Raw genomic sequence first — 15,559 nt, forward strand, 5'->3', positions numbered from 1 at the left:
CCGTACTTCGCACATCCCACCCGAAGGAACACGTCATGCCCTCTTTGCGTACGCCCGTCGTCTTCATCCCCGGCCTCTGGGTCCACAGCATGTCGTGGGCACCCTGGATGGAATTCTTCAGGGACGCCGGCTACGACCCGATAGCGCCGGGGTGGCCGGGCCAGGCCGCGACGGTCGAAGAGACCCGACGTCACCCCGAAGCCCTCGCCGGCCACAGCTTCGGCGCGATTGTCGCCCACTACGAGCAGTTGATCGACGGCCTGGAGGCGCGGCCCATCATCATCGGGCACTCCTTCGGCGGAGCCGTCACCGAAAAGCTCCTCGGTCTCAACCGGGCCGCCGCGGCCGTCGCCGTGGACGCCGCGCAGATCAAGGGCGTCAGGCCGGTGCCGCTCGCGATGCTGCGCAGCGCATTTCCCGGTCTGAAGAACCCAGCCAACAGCAAGCGTGCCGTTTCTCTGACGCGCGAGCAGTTCCGTTACGGCTTCGGAAACGCCGTCAGCGCACTGGAGTCCGATGCACTCCACCAGCGGTGGAGTATCCCCGGCCCGGCCAAGCCACTGTTCGAGGCGTCAGTGATGAACTTCTCGCCCAACTCGCCCCTCAAGGTCGACACACGCAACGACGACCGCGGCCCGCTGCTGCTGATCACGGGAGGGAAGGACCACACCGTTCCCCCTGCCATTTCGAGGGCGACCTTCAAGCAGTACCGGCATTCGAAGGCCGTCACCGAACTCAAGGAATTCTCCGACCGCGGCCACTCCCTCACCATCGACCACGGATGGCGTGAGGTGGCCGAGTTCTCTCTCAAGTGGCTGCAGCGAAAGGGCTACTGACCGCCTCGCACTTTGGGCCGCGAAGGCAGGACGGCGACCTGCAGAACGTTCGCCGAGGAAGACTTCCAGGTGCCGGTACCGACGCCACCTGGAGGAGCCAACGCTCCGATAAGCAACAGAACGGACATCATGAACCGCACTCGCAGTGTCGTTGCCGCGGTTGCCGCAGCCGCCGGCGCCCTGGTCCTGATAGCCGACCCCGCAGGCGCCGCCCAGGCCTCGGACCCTACGCACTACGTCCGGCCGACCATCGTCCTGGTCCACGGGGCCTGGGCGGACGGCTCCAGTTGGAACGCCGTCACCAAGCGGCTGCAGCACCAGGGCTACACCGTCAAGGTTCCGCCCAACACCCTCAGAGGAGTCGCGACGGACTCCGAGAACCTCAAGGCCTACCTGAGCACCATCAACGGCCCCATCGTCCTGGTCGGTCACTCCTACGGCGGCATGGTCATCTCCAACGCCGCCACGGGCAACAAGAACGTCAAGTCCCTGGTCTACGTCGACGCCTACATTCCCGACGCCGGTGAGACGCTCGGACAGCTCACGGGCGCCGAAGAAGGATCGGCACTGAACGTGCCCGATCCCAGCACAGTGTTCAACTTCGTGCCCATCCCCAACGGCGGCGGCAACGTCGACCTCTATGTCAAGCCCGAACTCTTCCCGCAGATCTTCGCCGCAGGCATCGACCCGGACAAGGCAGCCGTCCTCGCTGCCTCCCAGCGCCCGCTGGCCGCCAGCGCTCTCGAGGAGCCCTCGGGCACACCCGCCTGGAAGAGCATCCCCTCCTGGGCCCTGATCGGCACCGCCGACAAGGTGCTGCCGCCTGCCGAACAGACGTACCTGACCAACCGCGCACACGCGCACACCGTCAAGGTCAACGCCCCGCACCTGTCCATGGTCGCTAAGCCGGACGTCGTGACCGACCTGATCACGGACGCTGCACGGCACTGACCCACAAGCCGGCGAGGCGCACCGAACCTCCCCCGGCGGTGCGCCTCGCCACCCCTCCACAGCGCAGCCGCGGCCTCTCCGCCCGGGCCCGGCCGAGTCCTACAAGCTGCTGCGCATGGCGCTGGAGCGGAGCAGCAAGGTGGCTGTGGCGAAGTTCGCCTCACCTGCCGAGCCGGCCCCGGAGGCGGTGACGGTGACCAATGCGGAGATCTCGGAAGCTGAACAGCTCATCGCCGGGATGACCCGCGACGACCTCGTCGGAGACGAGTTCACCGACCGCTACACGGAGGCCGCGGAGCAGATGCTCGACGCGAAGCGTGAGCACCGCGAACCGCCCAGGGCTCCCGCGGAGCCGACGGAAACGGGCAGGGTCGTCGACCTGATGGTCGCCCTGCAGGAGAGCGTCCGCAAGGCGCAGGCCGCACGCGGTGAGGACAGCCGTGACGAGGTCCATGAGATGCCCGAGTCGAATCCGAAGAAGACCATGGCCGCGAAGAAGCCGAGCCGTCGGCAACGCGGAGGGTGACCCGCCGGCGCTCTGCTGGGTGCCGATCACGAGGGGTCTCGGCCGTGCGACCACTGCCTTATGTGTGATGCAACCGGTGACGAGAGGAATTCCCCGCGGCGTCCGGCCCGTCAGGCCTCGGGTCCCGCCATCGACCATCCCGGCGTGTTGGGCGTCCAGTGAAGCCCTCCGCTGCCGATCGCTTCTCCGCACTCGCCGCACACAGTGCTCGGCCGGACCCGGTGGCCATGGTGTTCCAGGATCATGGGCGGCTCGGCGACGGCCCATCGGTCGCCCCAGGCCAGGAGGCTGACGAGCAGGGGTAGGAGTTCTCTGCCCGACTCGGTGAGGTGGTACTCGAATCGGGTGGCCTGATACTCGTGCTTTTCGAGAATGCCTTCGGCCACGAGAGATTTGAGTCGCGCGGCGAGACGGTCGCGCGGTGCTCCGGTGTTGCGGGCGATCTGGCTGAAGCGCCGGTTGCCGAACATGATCTCGCGGGCGATCAGCAACGACCAACGGTCGCCGACGAGCTCCAGCGTGGCCGCGACCGCGCAGGGCCTTCCGGGGACTTCGGGAAAATCGGGCATGTTTCAGCGTATCAACTTACGGTTTGTGTATCAAACCGTTCATTGCGGACCGCGATTCTGCGCAAGCCGGGATGATCTCGCCTTCGCGCCACGGCGAACTTGGGCGGAGTGCCCCGCGGGCCACCTCGGAGGCGGTCTGCCCGCGCTATTATGGTTTGAAAACCAAACTAAACTGGAGGACGGTCCATGACTGCTCGAGTCACTCCCTACCTCAACTTCGGCGGCAACGCGCGGGAAGCGATGGAGTTCTACCACTCGGTCTTCGGCGGCACCCTGGACATCACCACGTACGCGGATCTGCACCGCGCGGAGGACGCCGGCCAGGAGAACCTGGTCGCGCACTCGATGCTGAAAGGCGCCGTCGGCGTCGCCCTCATGGGATCGGACACCACGACCCCGGAAGCACATGGACCCGGCGGCTCCTTCTCCGTGGCCCTCGGAGGCGACGAGACGCACCTCACCGCCTACTGGCACCGGCTCTCCGACGGCGGAACCGTGACGGTGCCCTTCGCCAAGTCCGCGTGGGGCGCGCTGCACGGACAGTGCGTCGACAGGTTCGGGACCTCCTGGCTGGTGAACGTGACGGCGAGCTCACCTTCCTGAGGGTTCGTCACCTCACGCTCACCATGGCGTCATCGGCCCTCCTGCCCGAGATCGGAATTCGAGGTCTCGGGCAGGAGTTTCTTCTGCCGCGAACGGCGGGATCCTCAGCGCGCGGAGGGCGCGGAAACCGACCTCAGACGCGGCAGGGCCTGGACAACGCCCGCGGCGAGGCCGAGAGCCGCGAAGACCCACCAGATGTGCTGGAAATTGTCCACTCCGGGGCCCATTTTCGAAGTTCCCAGGAGAGCGACGAAGATGCTGACTCCCAGAACTGCCCCGAGCTGCCTGAAACTGGAGTTGATCGCGGATCCGACGGCGAACTGCGCCGGGGGAAGTTTCGCGACAGCAGCGCCGGACTGCACAGGCAGGGTGAGACCGATACCCAGTCCGGTGAGCAGAGTCCACGGAAGCCAGTGGGCCACCCAGTGCGGCGAGGAGTCGACGAAAAGAGCGAAGCCGAGGCAGCCGAGTGTCCAGGCGACGGCGCCTGCGAAAAGTACGCGTCGATGTCCGACAACGGTGGCCAGCTTGGTCGTGGAGCGCGCGATGATGGTGACGACGATCGGCCCGGCGGAACTGGCGAGCGCTGCGCGCAGTACCGAGTAGTGCCATTCCACCTGAAGGAAGATCAGATTGGCCAGCAGAAGGCCGAAGAACGCTGTCGAGAACAGGAGCGTCGCGGTGTTGATCTCCGAGAACTGACGCTCCTTGAAGAGCGCGAGATCCATCACCGGCCGTGCGGCCTTCGATGTACGCCACAGGAAGACGGGAAGAGCCAGGGCCGCCGCAACGAATCCGATCACCACCCACGAATCGGACCATCCACGAGAAGGTCCCTCGATGATGGAGAAGCTGAGAAGCGCAGGAATCGCTGCCACGAGGAGCGCCCCGAGAGGATCGGGAAGGCCGGAGGCCTGCGGGTCACGGGACTCGTGGAGCAGACGTCTGCCGAGCGCCACGATCACTGCCGCGATCGGCACGTTGACCAGGAAGATCCATCGCCATGACGCGTACTCGGTGAGCAGCGCTCCGAGCGTGGGACCGACCGCTGCCGCCGCGGCGGCCATCGCACCCCAGACGCCGATTGCGACATGTCGGCGGGCGGCGTGGAACTCGTGAAGGACGAGCGCCAGCGAGGACGGCACGACAAGGGCGGCGAAGACCGCTTGCAGCGCGCGGGCGGTGATCAGTACTCCCGCACTCGGCGCCAGCCCGCACAGCGCACTCATGAGCGCGAATCCGGTGATGCCCACGATGAATATGTTCTTGCGCCCGTAGCGGTCGGCTACCCGGCCTGCCGGGATGAGCATCGCCGCGAACACCAGGCTGTATGCATTGAGAACCCACGCCAAATGCCCGGCTGTGGTGTTGAAACTGTGGCTGATGGTCTGGAAGGCGATGTTCACAATCGTGGTGTCGAGAAAAACCACGAAAGCGCCGAGGCTGCCCAGGGCCAACACCCAACCAGCCCGTCGATTGTTCGCGGGCCCCTCATCCCGGGGGCTGTCGTCGACAGTGTTCTGGTTCTCCCCCGCGGGGGCGGGCTGCGCATTGTTCACCGTACACAACTCCTCATGTCTTGTTGTGAGCTGCAACTTGCTCGGGTACGGTAACAGTGCACGGTTTGAAACTCAAACCATTCAATCTCGCAGTGCCGTATGAGGAGGCGGTGAATGATCGACTGGAAGCGACCGGCCGGGCAGCCCATTTCACCGCCCGGAATCGGCCGACGTGGCATCTGCCCGCGCTCCGGTTCCCGCCGAATCTGTCGGTACGTCACACACAGGTCCAGTAACGGCTGTCAAGCGAAGCGGCGACACACATCGATACGACACGTATCGATCCAGTTCCGTCGCACCAGAGAGAAGCGCTCACATTGAATACATCGGAGACCCGCCGGCCGACGCTGATGGTCGTGCACGCGCACCCGGACGACGAGGCCAGCCAGACAGGCGGCACACTCGCGCGATACGCGGCTGCGGGCGTCCGGACAGTCCTTGTCACTTGCACCGATGGCGGACAGGGTGACGGAGTCGACGGCCGCAAACCCGGCCACCACGACCACCGGCCCGAGGAGGTCGCCGCACGGCGCGCCCACGAGCTCGCCATATCCGGTGCCGCACTGGGTGTGAGTCACCTGATTCGGCTGGACCATCCGGACTCCGGGCTGCCCGACTCCCCCGACGACATCGACCCTCGTGCGTTCAGCAGGCTCGACGGCGAGCCGGTCGTCCGGCAGCTCGAAGCCCTCATGCACGAGTACCGGCCGGATGTCCTGGTGACCTATCCCCCCAACGGGCTTTCGAACCACCCGGATCATGTCCGTACGCACGACCTCACGACCGCCGCGTTCGAGCGCATTCGGACGGCCGGCGGCTTCCCTGTCCAGGGAGGTGCCGGCACGCGTACCGGCCGGCGCCTGCCGAAGCTGTACCACATCGCCCTCTCCGTCTCCCGCCTCGCGGCGGTACGAACCCTGGCGCAGGCTTCCCTCGGTCCTGACGCCTGGACTCCCCCGCTGGACATGGGCGTTGACGATGACGACGTCACCACCGTCGTGGACATCTCCGGGTTCTGGGACCAGAAGCTTCGGGCGCTGGCGGCACACGCCAGCCAGTCGGACGCTCAGGCCCTGCTGGGGATGTTGAGCCTGACCGGTCGTGAGAACCCTGTCGAGGAGTACGTACGAGCCGACCCACCGTGGACTGGCGGAGAGCAGGAGAACGACCTCTTCCAGGGCGTCGAGGGCGGTTGATCTCCGCCTCCCGCCGTCCCGGGCCTGCCGCGGATGCCGGGGGCACCCGTGCGGATGGGTATTCACGGCCGACCTCACCACGGCCGACCCCTCCCGCGGCGGCCGGCCGTGCTGCTCCCGCGGCGGGCGCGGGAGCAGCACGGCCAGGAGCGGCTCACTCCGCGGTGGAAGAGCCCTCTTCCACCGCACGAGCGCTGCGGACCAGAGCCTGAGCACCGCGCTCGTGGATATGGGCTGTCGGTGTGCGGTCGATCTGCAGGCTGAGGAGTTCAGGGCGGCTGTAGTGGCCGCGCGAGTCCATCAGGCGCTTGCGCTGGTCGATCAGTCCGAAGTCCAGGTCGGCGATGACCTCGCCCTCGCCGGAGGTGAGCGGTTCTCCGAGAACGCGTCCTTCGGGATCGACGATCGCGGTGAAGAACCCCCCGGACAGCGCGGGACCACCGGTGTCCTCGGCGATGCGCCCCACCTGGTCCTTGTCGAGCCATGCGGTTGCGCAGACGACGAAGCAGGCAGCTTCCAGGGCATGCTGACGAATATTGACCTCGATCTGCTCCGCAAACAGCGCGCCGCCGAAGGAACCGGGGTACATCGCGGCGTGGATCTGCTCGCCGTCGGCGATCAGGGCATAGCGGGCCAGGGGCTGGTAGTGCTCCCAGCAGGCAAGCTGGCCGACGCGGCCCACGGCGCTGTCCACCGCGCGCAGGCCGGAGGCGTCGCCCTGCCCCCAGACGAGCCTCTCGTGATAGGTCGGCGTGATCTTGCGGCGGCGCTGGATCAGCGTGCCGTCCGCGTCGAACAGGAGCTGCGTGTTGTAGATGGTCCCGCCGTCACGCTCGTTGACGCCGATCGATACGACCATGTGCGCCTCTCGCGCGGCCTGGGCGATGGCATCGGTCTCGGCGGACGGCACGGTCACCGACTCCTCGAGCAGGCGCAGCGGCTCCTTGGCCATGGCGTAGGGCGCCTGCACGAAGGAGAAGTACGGGTAGTAGGGGATGACGGTCTCGGGGAAGACCGCGTACTGAACCCCCTTCGTGCCCAGCTCGCGGATCTTCTCAACGACCTTTTCGACGGTACCCGCGCGGCTGTAGAGCACGGGGCTGATCTGGACTGCGGCAGCCTTCACAACGGTCATGGTGCGGTTCCTTCTCGGTATGGGGGGTCATCACTTGAGGCTCTGAGTGGGCCCGCTCAGGTAGACGAACCCGCACAGCGCCGGGACCTGGTCGATCGCGGGGACATGTCGTGAGCCGGCATGGCGGCGATCACGGCCCCGACGAACAGGTCCTGCACTGCGCTGAGCGGGGGTTCCCGGAACGGCCGGTGGTGATTCGACGACCCCTCCGACTAATATGGTTTGAATGTCAAACCAATCGCAGCATACACATCCTGGTTTGGAAAACAAACCGAAGCGGGATTCGTTGGCAGCCGCGCTCGACGCGGTCAGCGACCGGTGGTCCCTGCACATCGTGCGTGCCGTGGCCTTCGGAGCGTCGCGCTACACGGACATCCTGCGAGCAGTGGGAGCACCGAGAGACGTCCTGTCCTCCCGGCTTCGAAAACTCACCGCGTCCGGGATCCTGCGGCCCCGCTCACCGGAGAAGGGCCGGCTGGCCGGGTACGAGCTGACCCAGAAGGGTCGCGACCTCGGGCAGGTCGTCCTGGTGCTCAAACGGTGGGGCGACGCCCACGGCGGGGATGACCTGCCTCCGGTCGACTTCATCCACGACGTCTGCGGCGAGGTGTTCGTCGCCGAGGTCCACTGCCGGGCCTGCGGGAAACCGATCCGGTCTGGCGAGTTCTCCGTCCACCGCGCGTCCCAGGACTGCTGACGCCCCGGAGCCGAATCGCGATCCCTGCGACTGGCGCCCCGACCGGTGGGTCACCGCCCGACTGCCGTGGCCCCGCATGGCCCACGCCGAGCGACGGTCCCCGCCCTCCAGGCCGTTCGCCGATCCGTGAAGAACAGCTGCACTCCGCCCCCGGGCGACTAGGCAGATCGAGAAACCCGACAGCCACCCTGTCCGACCAGTACGGAAGCGACCACGGCAACGTTGCGAACTCACCCGTAAGAGACAGCCGCACCCAAAAGCGCCTCACGTATTCGCACAAATATTCGAACACGGTCTACGGTGAAGAGCAGGCACCGGAGGAGAGGGACGGCAAGGGAGCAATCACCCATGACATACCTGCACGTCTCCTGCCCGCGCGCGGCCATCATCCGAGACACACTGAAGCGTCTGGTGAACCCGGGAAGTGCAGGGTGATCATGATGAGCGGCCGCAGCATTCTCCGCCTCTCCTTCGACCTGCCGCCCGACGCGACGCCGACCTCCCGGAACGGCTGCGCCGCTTGATGGAAGACTTCACGCCGCGCGTGCAACTGCTCGAGGACGGTGCCCTCCTCGACCTCACCGGAGCAACCCGATGGTGGCAGCGCGATGCCCGCGGCATCACCGAACTCGTCCAGCTCCGCGTGCTCGCCTACTTCGGGGTGCGCAGCGCGGCGGCCGTGGCCGGCACCCCGATGCTCGCCGCCATGGCCTGCGCCCTCACGCCGCTCGGGCGGCGCACCGTCATCGACGACTCCCCCGAGGCGATCGCGGCTTTCCTTCGGCCCCGGCCCGTGCGGGAACTTCCCGGCGTAGGCGGGAAGACCGCCGCACTGCTGGGCGAGTACGGACTGCACACCGTCGGCGACGTCGCCGACGTCCCGCAGCACACACTGCAGCGCCTCCTCGGCGCCCGCGCCGGCCGCGCCCTCTACGAGCACGCCCGCGGCCACGACACCACGGCCGTCGACCCCACCCCGGCCCCAGCGAGCCTCAGCACCGAGCACCGCTTCCCCCGGGACGAACTCGACCCGGCCGCCCACCGGCGCATCCTGCACGCCCTCGCCGACGACCTCGGCGCCCGCCTCCGCGCCACCGACCAGATCGCCACCGGCGTGTCCTGCACGATCCGCTACGCCGATCTGACGTCCACCCGCCGCAGCCGGACCCTGCCCGAAGCCACCCAGCACACCATGCTTTTGGCACGGACCGCGTACACGCTGTACGACTCCCTCGGTCTCCAGCGCGCCCGGGTCCGCAGCATCGCGCTGCGTGCCGACGCCCTTCAGCCCGCCGATCGGGCCACCCGGCAGCTCACCCTTGACGCGAGCGACGACAAACCCCTCGCGATCGAAGCTGTCGCCGATCGTGCCCGCGCCCGCTACGGGCACCAGGTGATCTACCCCGCCGTCCTCGCCATCACCGCGCCGCCCTCAGAGCGTCCTGGCAGGGCGAGGCCACCGCAGTAGCGAGCCTTCGAGCTTCCCCTCAGATGGTCTGGGGATGGCACCGCACGTTCGTACGGCCGGCGCCTCCAGGTGCTCTTTGCGGTGCTCCGCACTGGTCTTGTCATAGCTGACGGCGGACGCCTGGCGCGTGCCGTCGTGGTCGGTCCAGGTCAGGCCGCTCCGGCCCGAACACCCGCCACCTGGGCAGACCAGCGCCTGTGACCGGTGGGCACCGGCAGGCAGCCGACGCAAAGCCTTGTCCCACCTCGGTGGCTGAGGCGAGAGCAGACAGCGTCACACTGCGTACCGGGACATCCGGCTCGTCGTGCGGCGTTCTGGCCGGGGCCGGGCTGTGAGATCACAGTCCCTGTCGGGCGTAGTCCTTGAGCCATGCCACGAGCCGCGGCACCAGCCCTGCGCGGTCGCCCGCCGGGTTCACCAGCTCGCGCAGGGCTGGGCTGCTGCGCACGACGGTTGCCTGCCGCAGTTGATTCTGGATCACAGGCAGCGCCTCGGCGACGAGGTGGCGGCGGTGCGCGGGAACGCGCGCCTGCTTGACCCGCAGGCGCACTTTGCCGCCACTGTGCTCCCAGGACGCGAAGCGTGCCGCGGGGTCCGATGCCTGTTCCACGAGCCACCGGACCGAGTCGATGAACGTCCCCTGGGTCGCCTGCCACGGCAGTTCGTGCAGGCGCCAGACCTCGCTGAGCAGTGAGGTCGCGAAGACCAGGCGGTCGGTCGGCAGGTCCTCGCGCTTGGCGGGCTTGGCCTGTGCCTCGGCTCGTGCGTCGGCGATCCGGGCACCCAGGAACGCCTTCGCCGCCGCGGGAGCCAAAACGGGTATCGGGCTGCTGCCGGCCAGCGGAAGCCGCGCGACCTCGGTGTCCGGCTCCGCGATCAGGAGCCGGGTGGTCTTGGACGGGCGTACGCCGATCGTGGCTCCGTGCCAGGCCGCCCACGAGGCCGCCTCGCGGACGTCGCCGGCAGTGCCGAGCGGCACGATCCGCCAGCCCTTCAGTTCCGAGGTGACGGGTGGAAGCTGGGCTGCGGCCTGTTCCGTCACGCCGAGCGCCGCCGCGAGATGGTGCAGGTCCCGTGCGTCCGTCGCACTGACCGGAGCGGGGACAGCATCGTGGCGGGCCTGCCACAGCGCGAGGTGGGCATCTACGAGCGTGTCCCGGGTCAGTCCAGCCGCCTTCGCTGCGGACGCCAGCCGCTGGGCGTCGCGCTGGCTCAGCGACTTGCTGCGTGCCATCGCCAACGCGAGGGCGGTGTACTCCTCCCCGGTTCCGGAGGGGGCGGGGTGTGTGGGGAGGAACTGCGCGAGGTTCCCCACCCCGGTGTAGGGGCCGGAGCGGACTGGTTCCATGCGTGGGAGCAGCCGCTGAGCGGGCGGCAGCTCGGGGAGCGGCCTCACGCCGGCCGTTGGGGTGCAGGTGAGGCGGGTCGGACTGGCGGCCAGCAGCGTCGAGAGCACGCGAGCGGTGTTGCGGCAGTCGTCCAGGGCGCTGTGCTCCCGCACCGGCCATGTGCCGGACAGAGACTTGACGACTCCGGCAAGCCTGTATGCGGGCATGTCCGTGTGGCTGCGGACGGTTGTGAGGGTGCACAGGCCAGGGATCCGCAGCCCTGCGAGGCCAACGCGGGCGAATTCGCTGTCCAGGAACTCCTCTTCGAAGGAGCGGTTGTGGGTCACAACGACCGTGTCCCGCATCATGCTGAGGAGCGTGCCAGCGATCTCGGCGAACCGTGGGGCTTCAGCCACCATGTCGTCGTCGATGCCGTGGATCTGCCTGCTGCCGGAGGGGATCGGCCGCTCGGGGTGCACCAGGGTCGACATCTCCTCCAGCACCGTGCCGTCGGCGCTCATCCGGATTGCCGCGACCTCGCACACCCGGTCCCCGTGAGCGGTCCGCGTGCCGGTCGTCTCCAAGTCCAAAACGGTGTACTGGAGCGCGCGGGGATCGAGCCCGTCGGAACGACGGGTCAGGTAGGTCGGGACGAACAAGGGTGGCGCCTTCCGAGCAGCAGGGACGGCGGCGGGCACGAGGCCGTCGCTCATCCGGTGATGATGCCGGAAGTCACAGGCTGCTCATAGTCCCGAACAACAGACGGCACTGGTCAGAGTCTCCCTGCGAGCGCGGAGACGGGGCCGACGCAGCGACTCACTCACGGGCCATAGCAGCCGCCGTCGTGTCCGGCGGATGGGTAGAGGAGCGCGCGATGCCGGCCAGCCCGGCGTGCGGCTGCGGATGTATACCGATCTGCGGCAGGTCCGCGAGGAGGCCCCTTCGCCGGAGCCGACCCGTCGGCCACCTAGACAGGCGTGGTCCGCCACCACGGGGGGAGTGACGGACCACGTCTGCATCCACGGTGCCACACCAGTTGCCCCCACGCCCGATCTGCGGGTGAAGTCGTCGCGGGATGCTGTGACTTTGATCGAGCAGGCGTTACACGTGGGCACGCAGCACGGCGAGGACGGCGGCCGTGTATGCGCGGGATCGGTCCCAGACGGCAAAGTAGTCGGTGTGCAGCTGGTCGGCCTCCTCCATCCGGGAGGGCTGGATGCCGCTGCCGCGTCCGAGGGCGAGGTTGGCGCGGCGGCTCAACTCCGGGCTCAGACCACGCGGCTCGCCGCCTTGTAATCGGGGGTCCGTACGTACGCGCGCCGCAGGCGCTGGTACTCGGCGGGTTCAAGGTCGGTCCTGCTCGGCCCCTGACGGCTCGCGGTTGCCTTTGCCTCGTGCACGGGCCGGTGGGCCGCCTGGGCTTCGTCGAGTTGATGCGCGAGCCGTTCGAGAACCCTCGGCCAGCGGCTCCCCACCATGGTCACGGTCTTTCCCTTCGCAGATGCCCGACTGCCCCTGACCCACGCTATCGGCCTCGCGCCGCGTACCCGTTGTCACACAGGCAGCGCTGGACTTCTCAGAGCAGGCGCAGGACGCCGACGACCTTGCCGAGAATCTGCGCCTGGTCACCGGGAATGGGCTCGTAGGCTGGGTTGCGGGGCATCAGCCACACCTGGCCGTCCTGCCGGCGCAGCACCTTGATCGTGGCCTCGTCGTCCAGCAAGGCAGCGACGATGTCGCCGTGGTCGGCGCTGTCCATCTTCCGCACGGTGACGATGTCGCCGTCGCAGATTGCCGCGTCGATCATGGAGTCGCCAACCACGGTCAGGGCGAACAAGTCACCGTCGCCCACGACCTGGCGGGGCATGGAGTAGACGTCCTCGACCATCTCCTCGGCGAGCAGGGGTGCGCCGGCGGCGATCCGTCCGACGAGCGGCACGTGGACCGGCGCCTCGCTCCTGCCTCCCAGGTCGGGTGCCCAGGAAGGCCGCACCCGGTAGGCGCGGGGACGGTGCGGGTCACGGTAGAGAACGCCTTTGCGCTCGAGGGCCATCAGCTGGTGGGCGACCGAGGACGTACTGGCGAGCTCCACGGCCTTGCCGATCTCCCGCATCGACGGCGGGTAGCCCTGCCGGGCGACCGACTCCGTGATGTAACGGACGATGGCCGACTGGCGGCTCGTCAGCTCTCCCTCGGCGGTCCGAGGGCCCGGGGGACGGCCCGGGCGTGCGGGCGCGCTGTTCTCCATCCCGGCACCTCCGTACAAGATCTCGCAGGTCGCGACCATAACCCGCGATCTCCCCCAAATGGAACACCCTTTCGGATCCCGGGGAACGAAGAAGGTGCGGTCCGCTTGATCTCGGGGTGGGTCGAAGGTCCTTCCATAGGCGTGTCAGTGCGCCACCAGGGCCAGGAAGGACTGCTCGTCGGCCATCCGCTCGCGCAGGTTGTCCGCCTTCCAGTACAGGCCGCGCGTGGCCCGCAGGCTGCCGACTTCCTTGAAGCCTGCCAGGACCTGGATGTGCCGGAACTCCATGTCACCTAGTGCTCTGACCACGTAGGTTCGCCGGGTTGGGTGTGCGAGCGGTGGGATGAGCGGTGACGTCCGATCTGACCGCTGGGGGTGTGGTGGCTGAGCCTGTCCGTGTGCGCAGGTTGACTGATCAGGAGGGGCAGAAGCTGCAGCAGATCGTGCGCCGGGGCAGCACCAGTGCGGTGCGTTACCGGCGCGCGATGATGTTGCTTGCCTCGGCTGGCGGGAACCGGGTGCCGGTGATCGCGAAGTTGGTGCAGGCCGACGAGGACACGGTCCTGGACGTGATCCACCGGTTCAACGAGATCGGTCCGGCCTGCTTGGACCCTCGGAGGGCGGGAGGCCGTCCCCGCCTGCTCAGTCCTGAGGACGAGGACTTCGTCGTCCAGACGGCCACCACCCGACCGACCAAGCTCGGGCAGCCCTTCACCCGCTGGTCACTCCGCAAACTCGCCGCCTACCTGCGCCGCGTACACGGCCGTGTGATCCGGATCGGCCGCGAGGCGTTACGGTGCCTGCTCGCCCGCCGCGGCGTCACCTTCCAGCGCACCAACACCTGGAAGGAATCCCCCGACCCCGAGCGTGACGCCAAGCTCGACCGGATCGAGTACGTGCTGGAGCACTTCCCGGACCGCGTCTTCGCGTTCGACGAGTTCGGCCCGCTCGGCATCAGGCCCACCTCCGGGTCGTGCTGGGCCGAACAGGGTTCGGCCCGAGCGGCATCCCGCGACCTATCACCGTACTCACGGGGTGCGCTACTTTCACGGTTGCTACTCGGTCGGCGACGACACGCTCTGGGGCGTCAACCGGCGCAAGAAGGGCGCCGCGAACACCCTGGCTGCGCTGAGGTCAATCCGGGCGGTCCGGCCGGACGGGGCCCCGATCTACGTCATCCTGGACAATCTGTCCGCCCACAAGGGCGAGACCATCCGGCGCTGGGCAAAGAAGAACCGGGTCGAGCTGTGCTTCACCCCGACCTACGCGTCCTGGGCCAACCCGATCGAGGCCCACTTCGGACCGCTGCGGCAGTTCGCCATCGCCAACTCCAACCACCGCAACCACACCGCGCAGACCCGAGCCCTGCACGCCTACCTCCGCTGGCGCAACGCGAACGCCCGCCACCCCAACGTGCTGGCCGCCCAACGCCGCGAACGCGCCCGTATCCGCAGCGAGAAGGGCATCCGCTGGGGCGGCCGAAGACAGGCAGCCGCTGCCTAAAACTGCCCGCACCCCCCGGCGGCCACGCACTACGGTGGGATACATGTCCGAGCCCTCCGTGCGGGATTTCTACGACGATCTGGCCCACGACTACCACCTGATGTTCCGGGACTGGGACGCGAGCATGGCCTACCAGGCCGGAGTATTGGGCGGGCTCCTGCGCCAATCTCTCGGCGCGGGACCACACACCGTTCTGGACTGCTCGTGCGGGATCGGCACCCAGGCCATCGGCCTGGCCCTGGCCGGGCACCAAGTAATCGGCAGCGACCTGAGCCCGGTCGCCGCCGCGCGCGCCGCCGCCGAGGCGGCGGCCCGGGGCAGCCGACTTCCGGCCGCTGCGGCCGACATGCGCCAACTGCCTTTCAAAGAAACATCATTCGACGTCGTCCTCTGCGCGGACAACTCGCTCACGCACCTGCTCTCCGGGCAAGATCTCCGGGCGGCACTCCTCGGCATGAGACGGGTACTCCGAGACGACGGACTGTTGACGATCACTGTCCGGGCCTATGACGAGACGCGCCAGACCAGAACCACGTCGACACCTCCCCAGGTCTCCCAAACACGCGACGGCCAAGCGATCACCTTCCAGCTGTGGCACTGGCACGAAGACGGCGAACGCTACGACCTGGAGCACTTCCAGCTCATCCCCGCGAAGAACACCTGGCAGGTCCGAGTCCGCCGGACCACCCACTGGGCGCTGACGCCCCCGCAGCTGACAGAGTTCGTGACTGAAGCCGGCTTCACCAAAATCGCCTGGCACAGCCCGGCCTCCAGCGGGTACTACCAGCCCGTGCTCACCGCACAGCGCGCTCCCTCAGCGCAGTAGCCCAGACATCGGCTCCGCCCTGCCTAACTTTCCGTTCATCCATGGCAAACCGGTGAACGTTGCCGGTCACAGCACGGGGATGTTCCCGTGCACGCCCTGCGACGCACTGGCATA

The 15,559-nt window shown here is 68.0% G+C and carries 16 protein-coding genes and 1 pseudogene; 9 read left to right on the plus strand and 8 right to left on the minus strand.

Annotated features, from left to right (window positions below; genetic code table 11):
• Positions 1-35 precede the first annotated feature (35 nt).
• The 3 genes from OG798_RS03160 (at position 36) to OG798_RS03170 (ending at position 2,313) form a co-directional block, all read left to right on the plus strand.
• On the plus strand, positions 36-836 hold the full coding sequence (locus tag OG798_RS03160; protein WP_328756175.1) for an alpha/beta hydrolase: 801 nt from the start codon (positions 36-38) through the stop codon (positions 834-836).
• Between the two features lie 129 nt (positions 837-965).
• Positions 966-1,787, plus strand: a complete 822-nt coding sequence (locus OG798_RS03165) for an alpha/beta fold hydrolase (protein ID WP_328756176.1) — start codon at positions 966-968, stop codon at positions 1,785-1,787.
• Between the two features lie 115 nt (positions 1,788-1,902).
• Positions 1,903-2,313, plus strand: a complete 411-nt coding sequence (locus OG798_RS03170; protein ID WP_328756178.1) for a hypothetical protein — start codon at positions 1,903-1,905, stop codon at positions 2,311-2,313.
• Positions 2,314-2,423: 110 nt separating this feature from the next.
• Here OG798_RS03170 and OG798_RS03175 read toward each other — a convergent pair whose 3' ends face one another.
• Positions 2,424-2,882, minus strand: coding sequence for a winged helix-turn-helix transcriptional regulator (locus OG798_RS03175; protein WP_328756179.1), 459 nt, complete (start codon positions 2,880-2,882; stop codon positions 2,424-2,426).
• 186 nt (positions 2,883-3,068) lie between these two features.
• Between OG798_RS03175 and OG798_RS03180 the strand changes: the two genes are divergently transcribed.
• A complete protein-coding gene (locus OG798_RS03180) occupies positions 3,069-3,485 on the plus strand; it encodes a VOC family protein (protein WP_328756180.1) in 417 nt (138 codons plus the stop codon).
• A 104-nt stretch (positions 3,486-3,589) separates the two neighbouring features.
• Here the strand turns inward: OG798_RS03180 and OG798_RS03185 are convergent, their stop codons facing one another.
• Positions 3,590-5,044 carry an MFS transporter gene (locus tag OG798_RS03185; RefSeq protein WP_328756181.1) on the minus strand — a complete coding sequence of 485 codons (1,455 nt, stop codon included), beginning with the start codon at positions 5,042-5,044 and terminating at the stop codon, positions 3,590-3,592.
• A gap of 317 nt (positions 5,045-5,361) precedes the next feature.
• Between OG798_RS03185 and OG798_RS03190 the strand changes: the two genes are divergently transcribed.
• A complete protein-coding gene (locus OG798_RS03190) occupies positions 5,362-6,240 on the plus strand; it encodes a PIG-L deacetylase family protein (protein WP_328756183.1) in 879 nt (292 codons plus the stop codon).
• A gap of 154 nt (positions 6,241-6,394) precedes the next feature.
• Here the strand turns inward: OG798_RS03190 and OG798_RS03195 are convergent, their stop codons facing one another.
• The gene (locus OG798_RS03195) at positions 6,395-7,375 is read right to left on the minus strand and encodes a nitrilase-related carbon-nitrogen hydrolase (protein WP_328756184.1); all 981 of its coding nucleotides are present in this window, start codon (positions 7,373-7,375) and stop codon (positions 6,395-6,397) included.
• 259 nt (positions 7,376-7,634) lie between these two features.
• Here OG798_RS03195 and OG798_RS03200 point away from each other — a divergent pair, with 259 nt between their 5' ends.
• Complete coding sequence (locus OG798_RS03200; protein WP_328756185.1) at positions 7,635-8,072, plus strand: winged helix-turn-helix transcriptional regulator; 438 nt, start codon at positions 7,635-7,637, stop codon at positions 8,070-8,072.
• Positions 8,073-8,595: 523 nt separating this feature from the next.
• Positions 8,596-9,540, plus strand: a complete 945-nt coding sequence (locus OG798_RS03205; protein WP_328756186.1) for a DNA polymerase Y family protein — start codon at positions 8,596-8,598, stop codon at positions 9,538-9,540.
• Between the two features lie 337 nt (positions 9,541-9,877).
• Here OG798_RS03205 and OG798_RS03210 read toward each other — a convergent pair whose 3' ends face one another.
• The 5 genes from OG798_RS03210 to OG798_RS03230 all read right to left on the minus strand — a co-directional run bounded on the left by OG798_RS03210 (position 9,878) and on the right by OG798_RS03230 (position 13,404).
• Positions 9,878-11,581 (minus strand): 3'-5' exonuclease, encoded by a 1,704-nt coding sequence (locus tag OG798_RS03210; RefSeq protein ID WP_328756187.1) that lies wholly within the window; start codon positions 11,579-11,581, stop codon positions 9,878-9,880.
• Positions 11,582-11,969: 388 nt separating this feature from the next.
• On the minus strand, positions 11,970-12,128 hold the full coding sequence (locus OG798_RS03215; RefSeq protein ID WP_328756188.1) for a hypothetical protein: 159 nt from the start codon (positions 12,126-12,128) through the stop codon (positions 11,970-11,972).
• An 8-nt stretch (positions 12,129-12,136) separates the two neighbouring features.
• The gene (locus OG798_RS03220) at positions 12,137-12,352 is read right to left on the minus strand and encodes a hypothetical protein (RefSeq protein WP_328756190.1); all 216 of its coding nucleotides are present in this window, start codon (positions 12,350-12,352) and stop codon (positions 12,137-12,139) included.
• 92 nt (positions 12,353-12,444) lie between these two features.
• Positions 12,445-13,155 carry a transcriptional repressor LexA gene (lexA, locus tag OG798_RS03225; RefSeq protein ID WP_443053700.1) on the minus strand — a complete coding sequence of 237 codons (711 nt, stop codon included), beginning with the start codon at positions 13,153-13,155 and terminating at the stop codon, positions 12,445-12,447.
• 105 nt (positions 13,156-13,260) lie between these two features.
• Positions 13,261-13,404, minus strand: coding sequence for a hypothetical protein (locus tag OG798_RS03230; protein ID WP_328756193.1), 144 nt, complete (start codon positions 13,402-13,404; stop codon positions 13,261-13,263).
• A gap of 92 nt (positions 13,405-13,496) precedes the next feature.
• On the opposite strand from OG798_RS03230, the pseudogene OG798_RS03235 reads away from it, so the two are divergent.
• Together OG798_RS03235 and OG798_RS03240 are read left to right on the plus strand one after the other, a co-directional pair.
• Positions 13,497-14,619: pseudogene (locus tag OG798_RS03235) on the plus strand (IS630 family transposase).
• Positions 14,620-14,662: 43 nt separating this feature from the next.
• A complete protein-coding gene (locus tag OG798_RS03240; protein WP_267060315.1) occupies positions 14,663-15,445 on the plus strand; it encodes a class I SAM-dependent methyltransferase in 783 nt (260 codons plus the stop codon).
• Positions 15,446-15,559 lie beyond the last annotated feature (114 nt).

It is taken from the genome of Streptomyces sp. NBC_00271 (assembly GCF_036178845.1).
Taxonomy (GTDB): Bacteria; Actinomycetota; Actinomycetes; order Streptomycetales; family Streptomycetaceae; genus Streptomyces.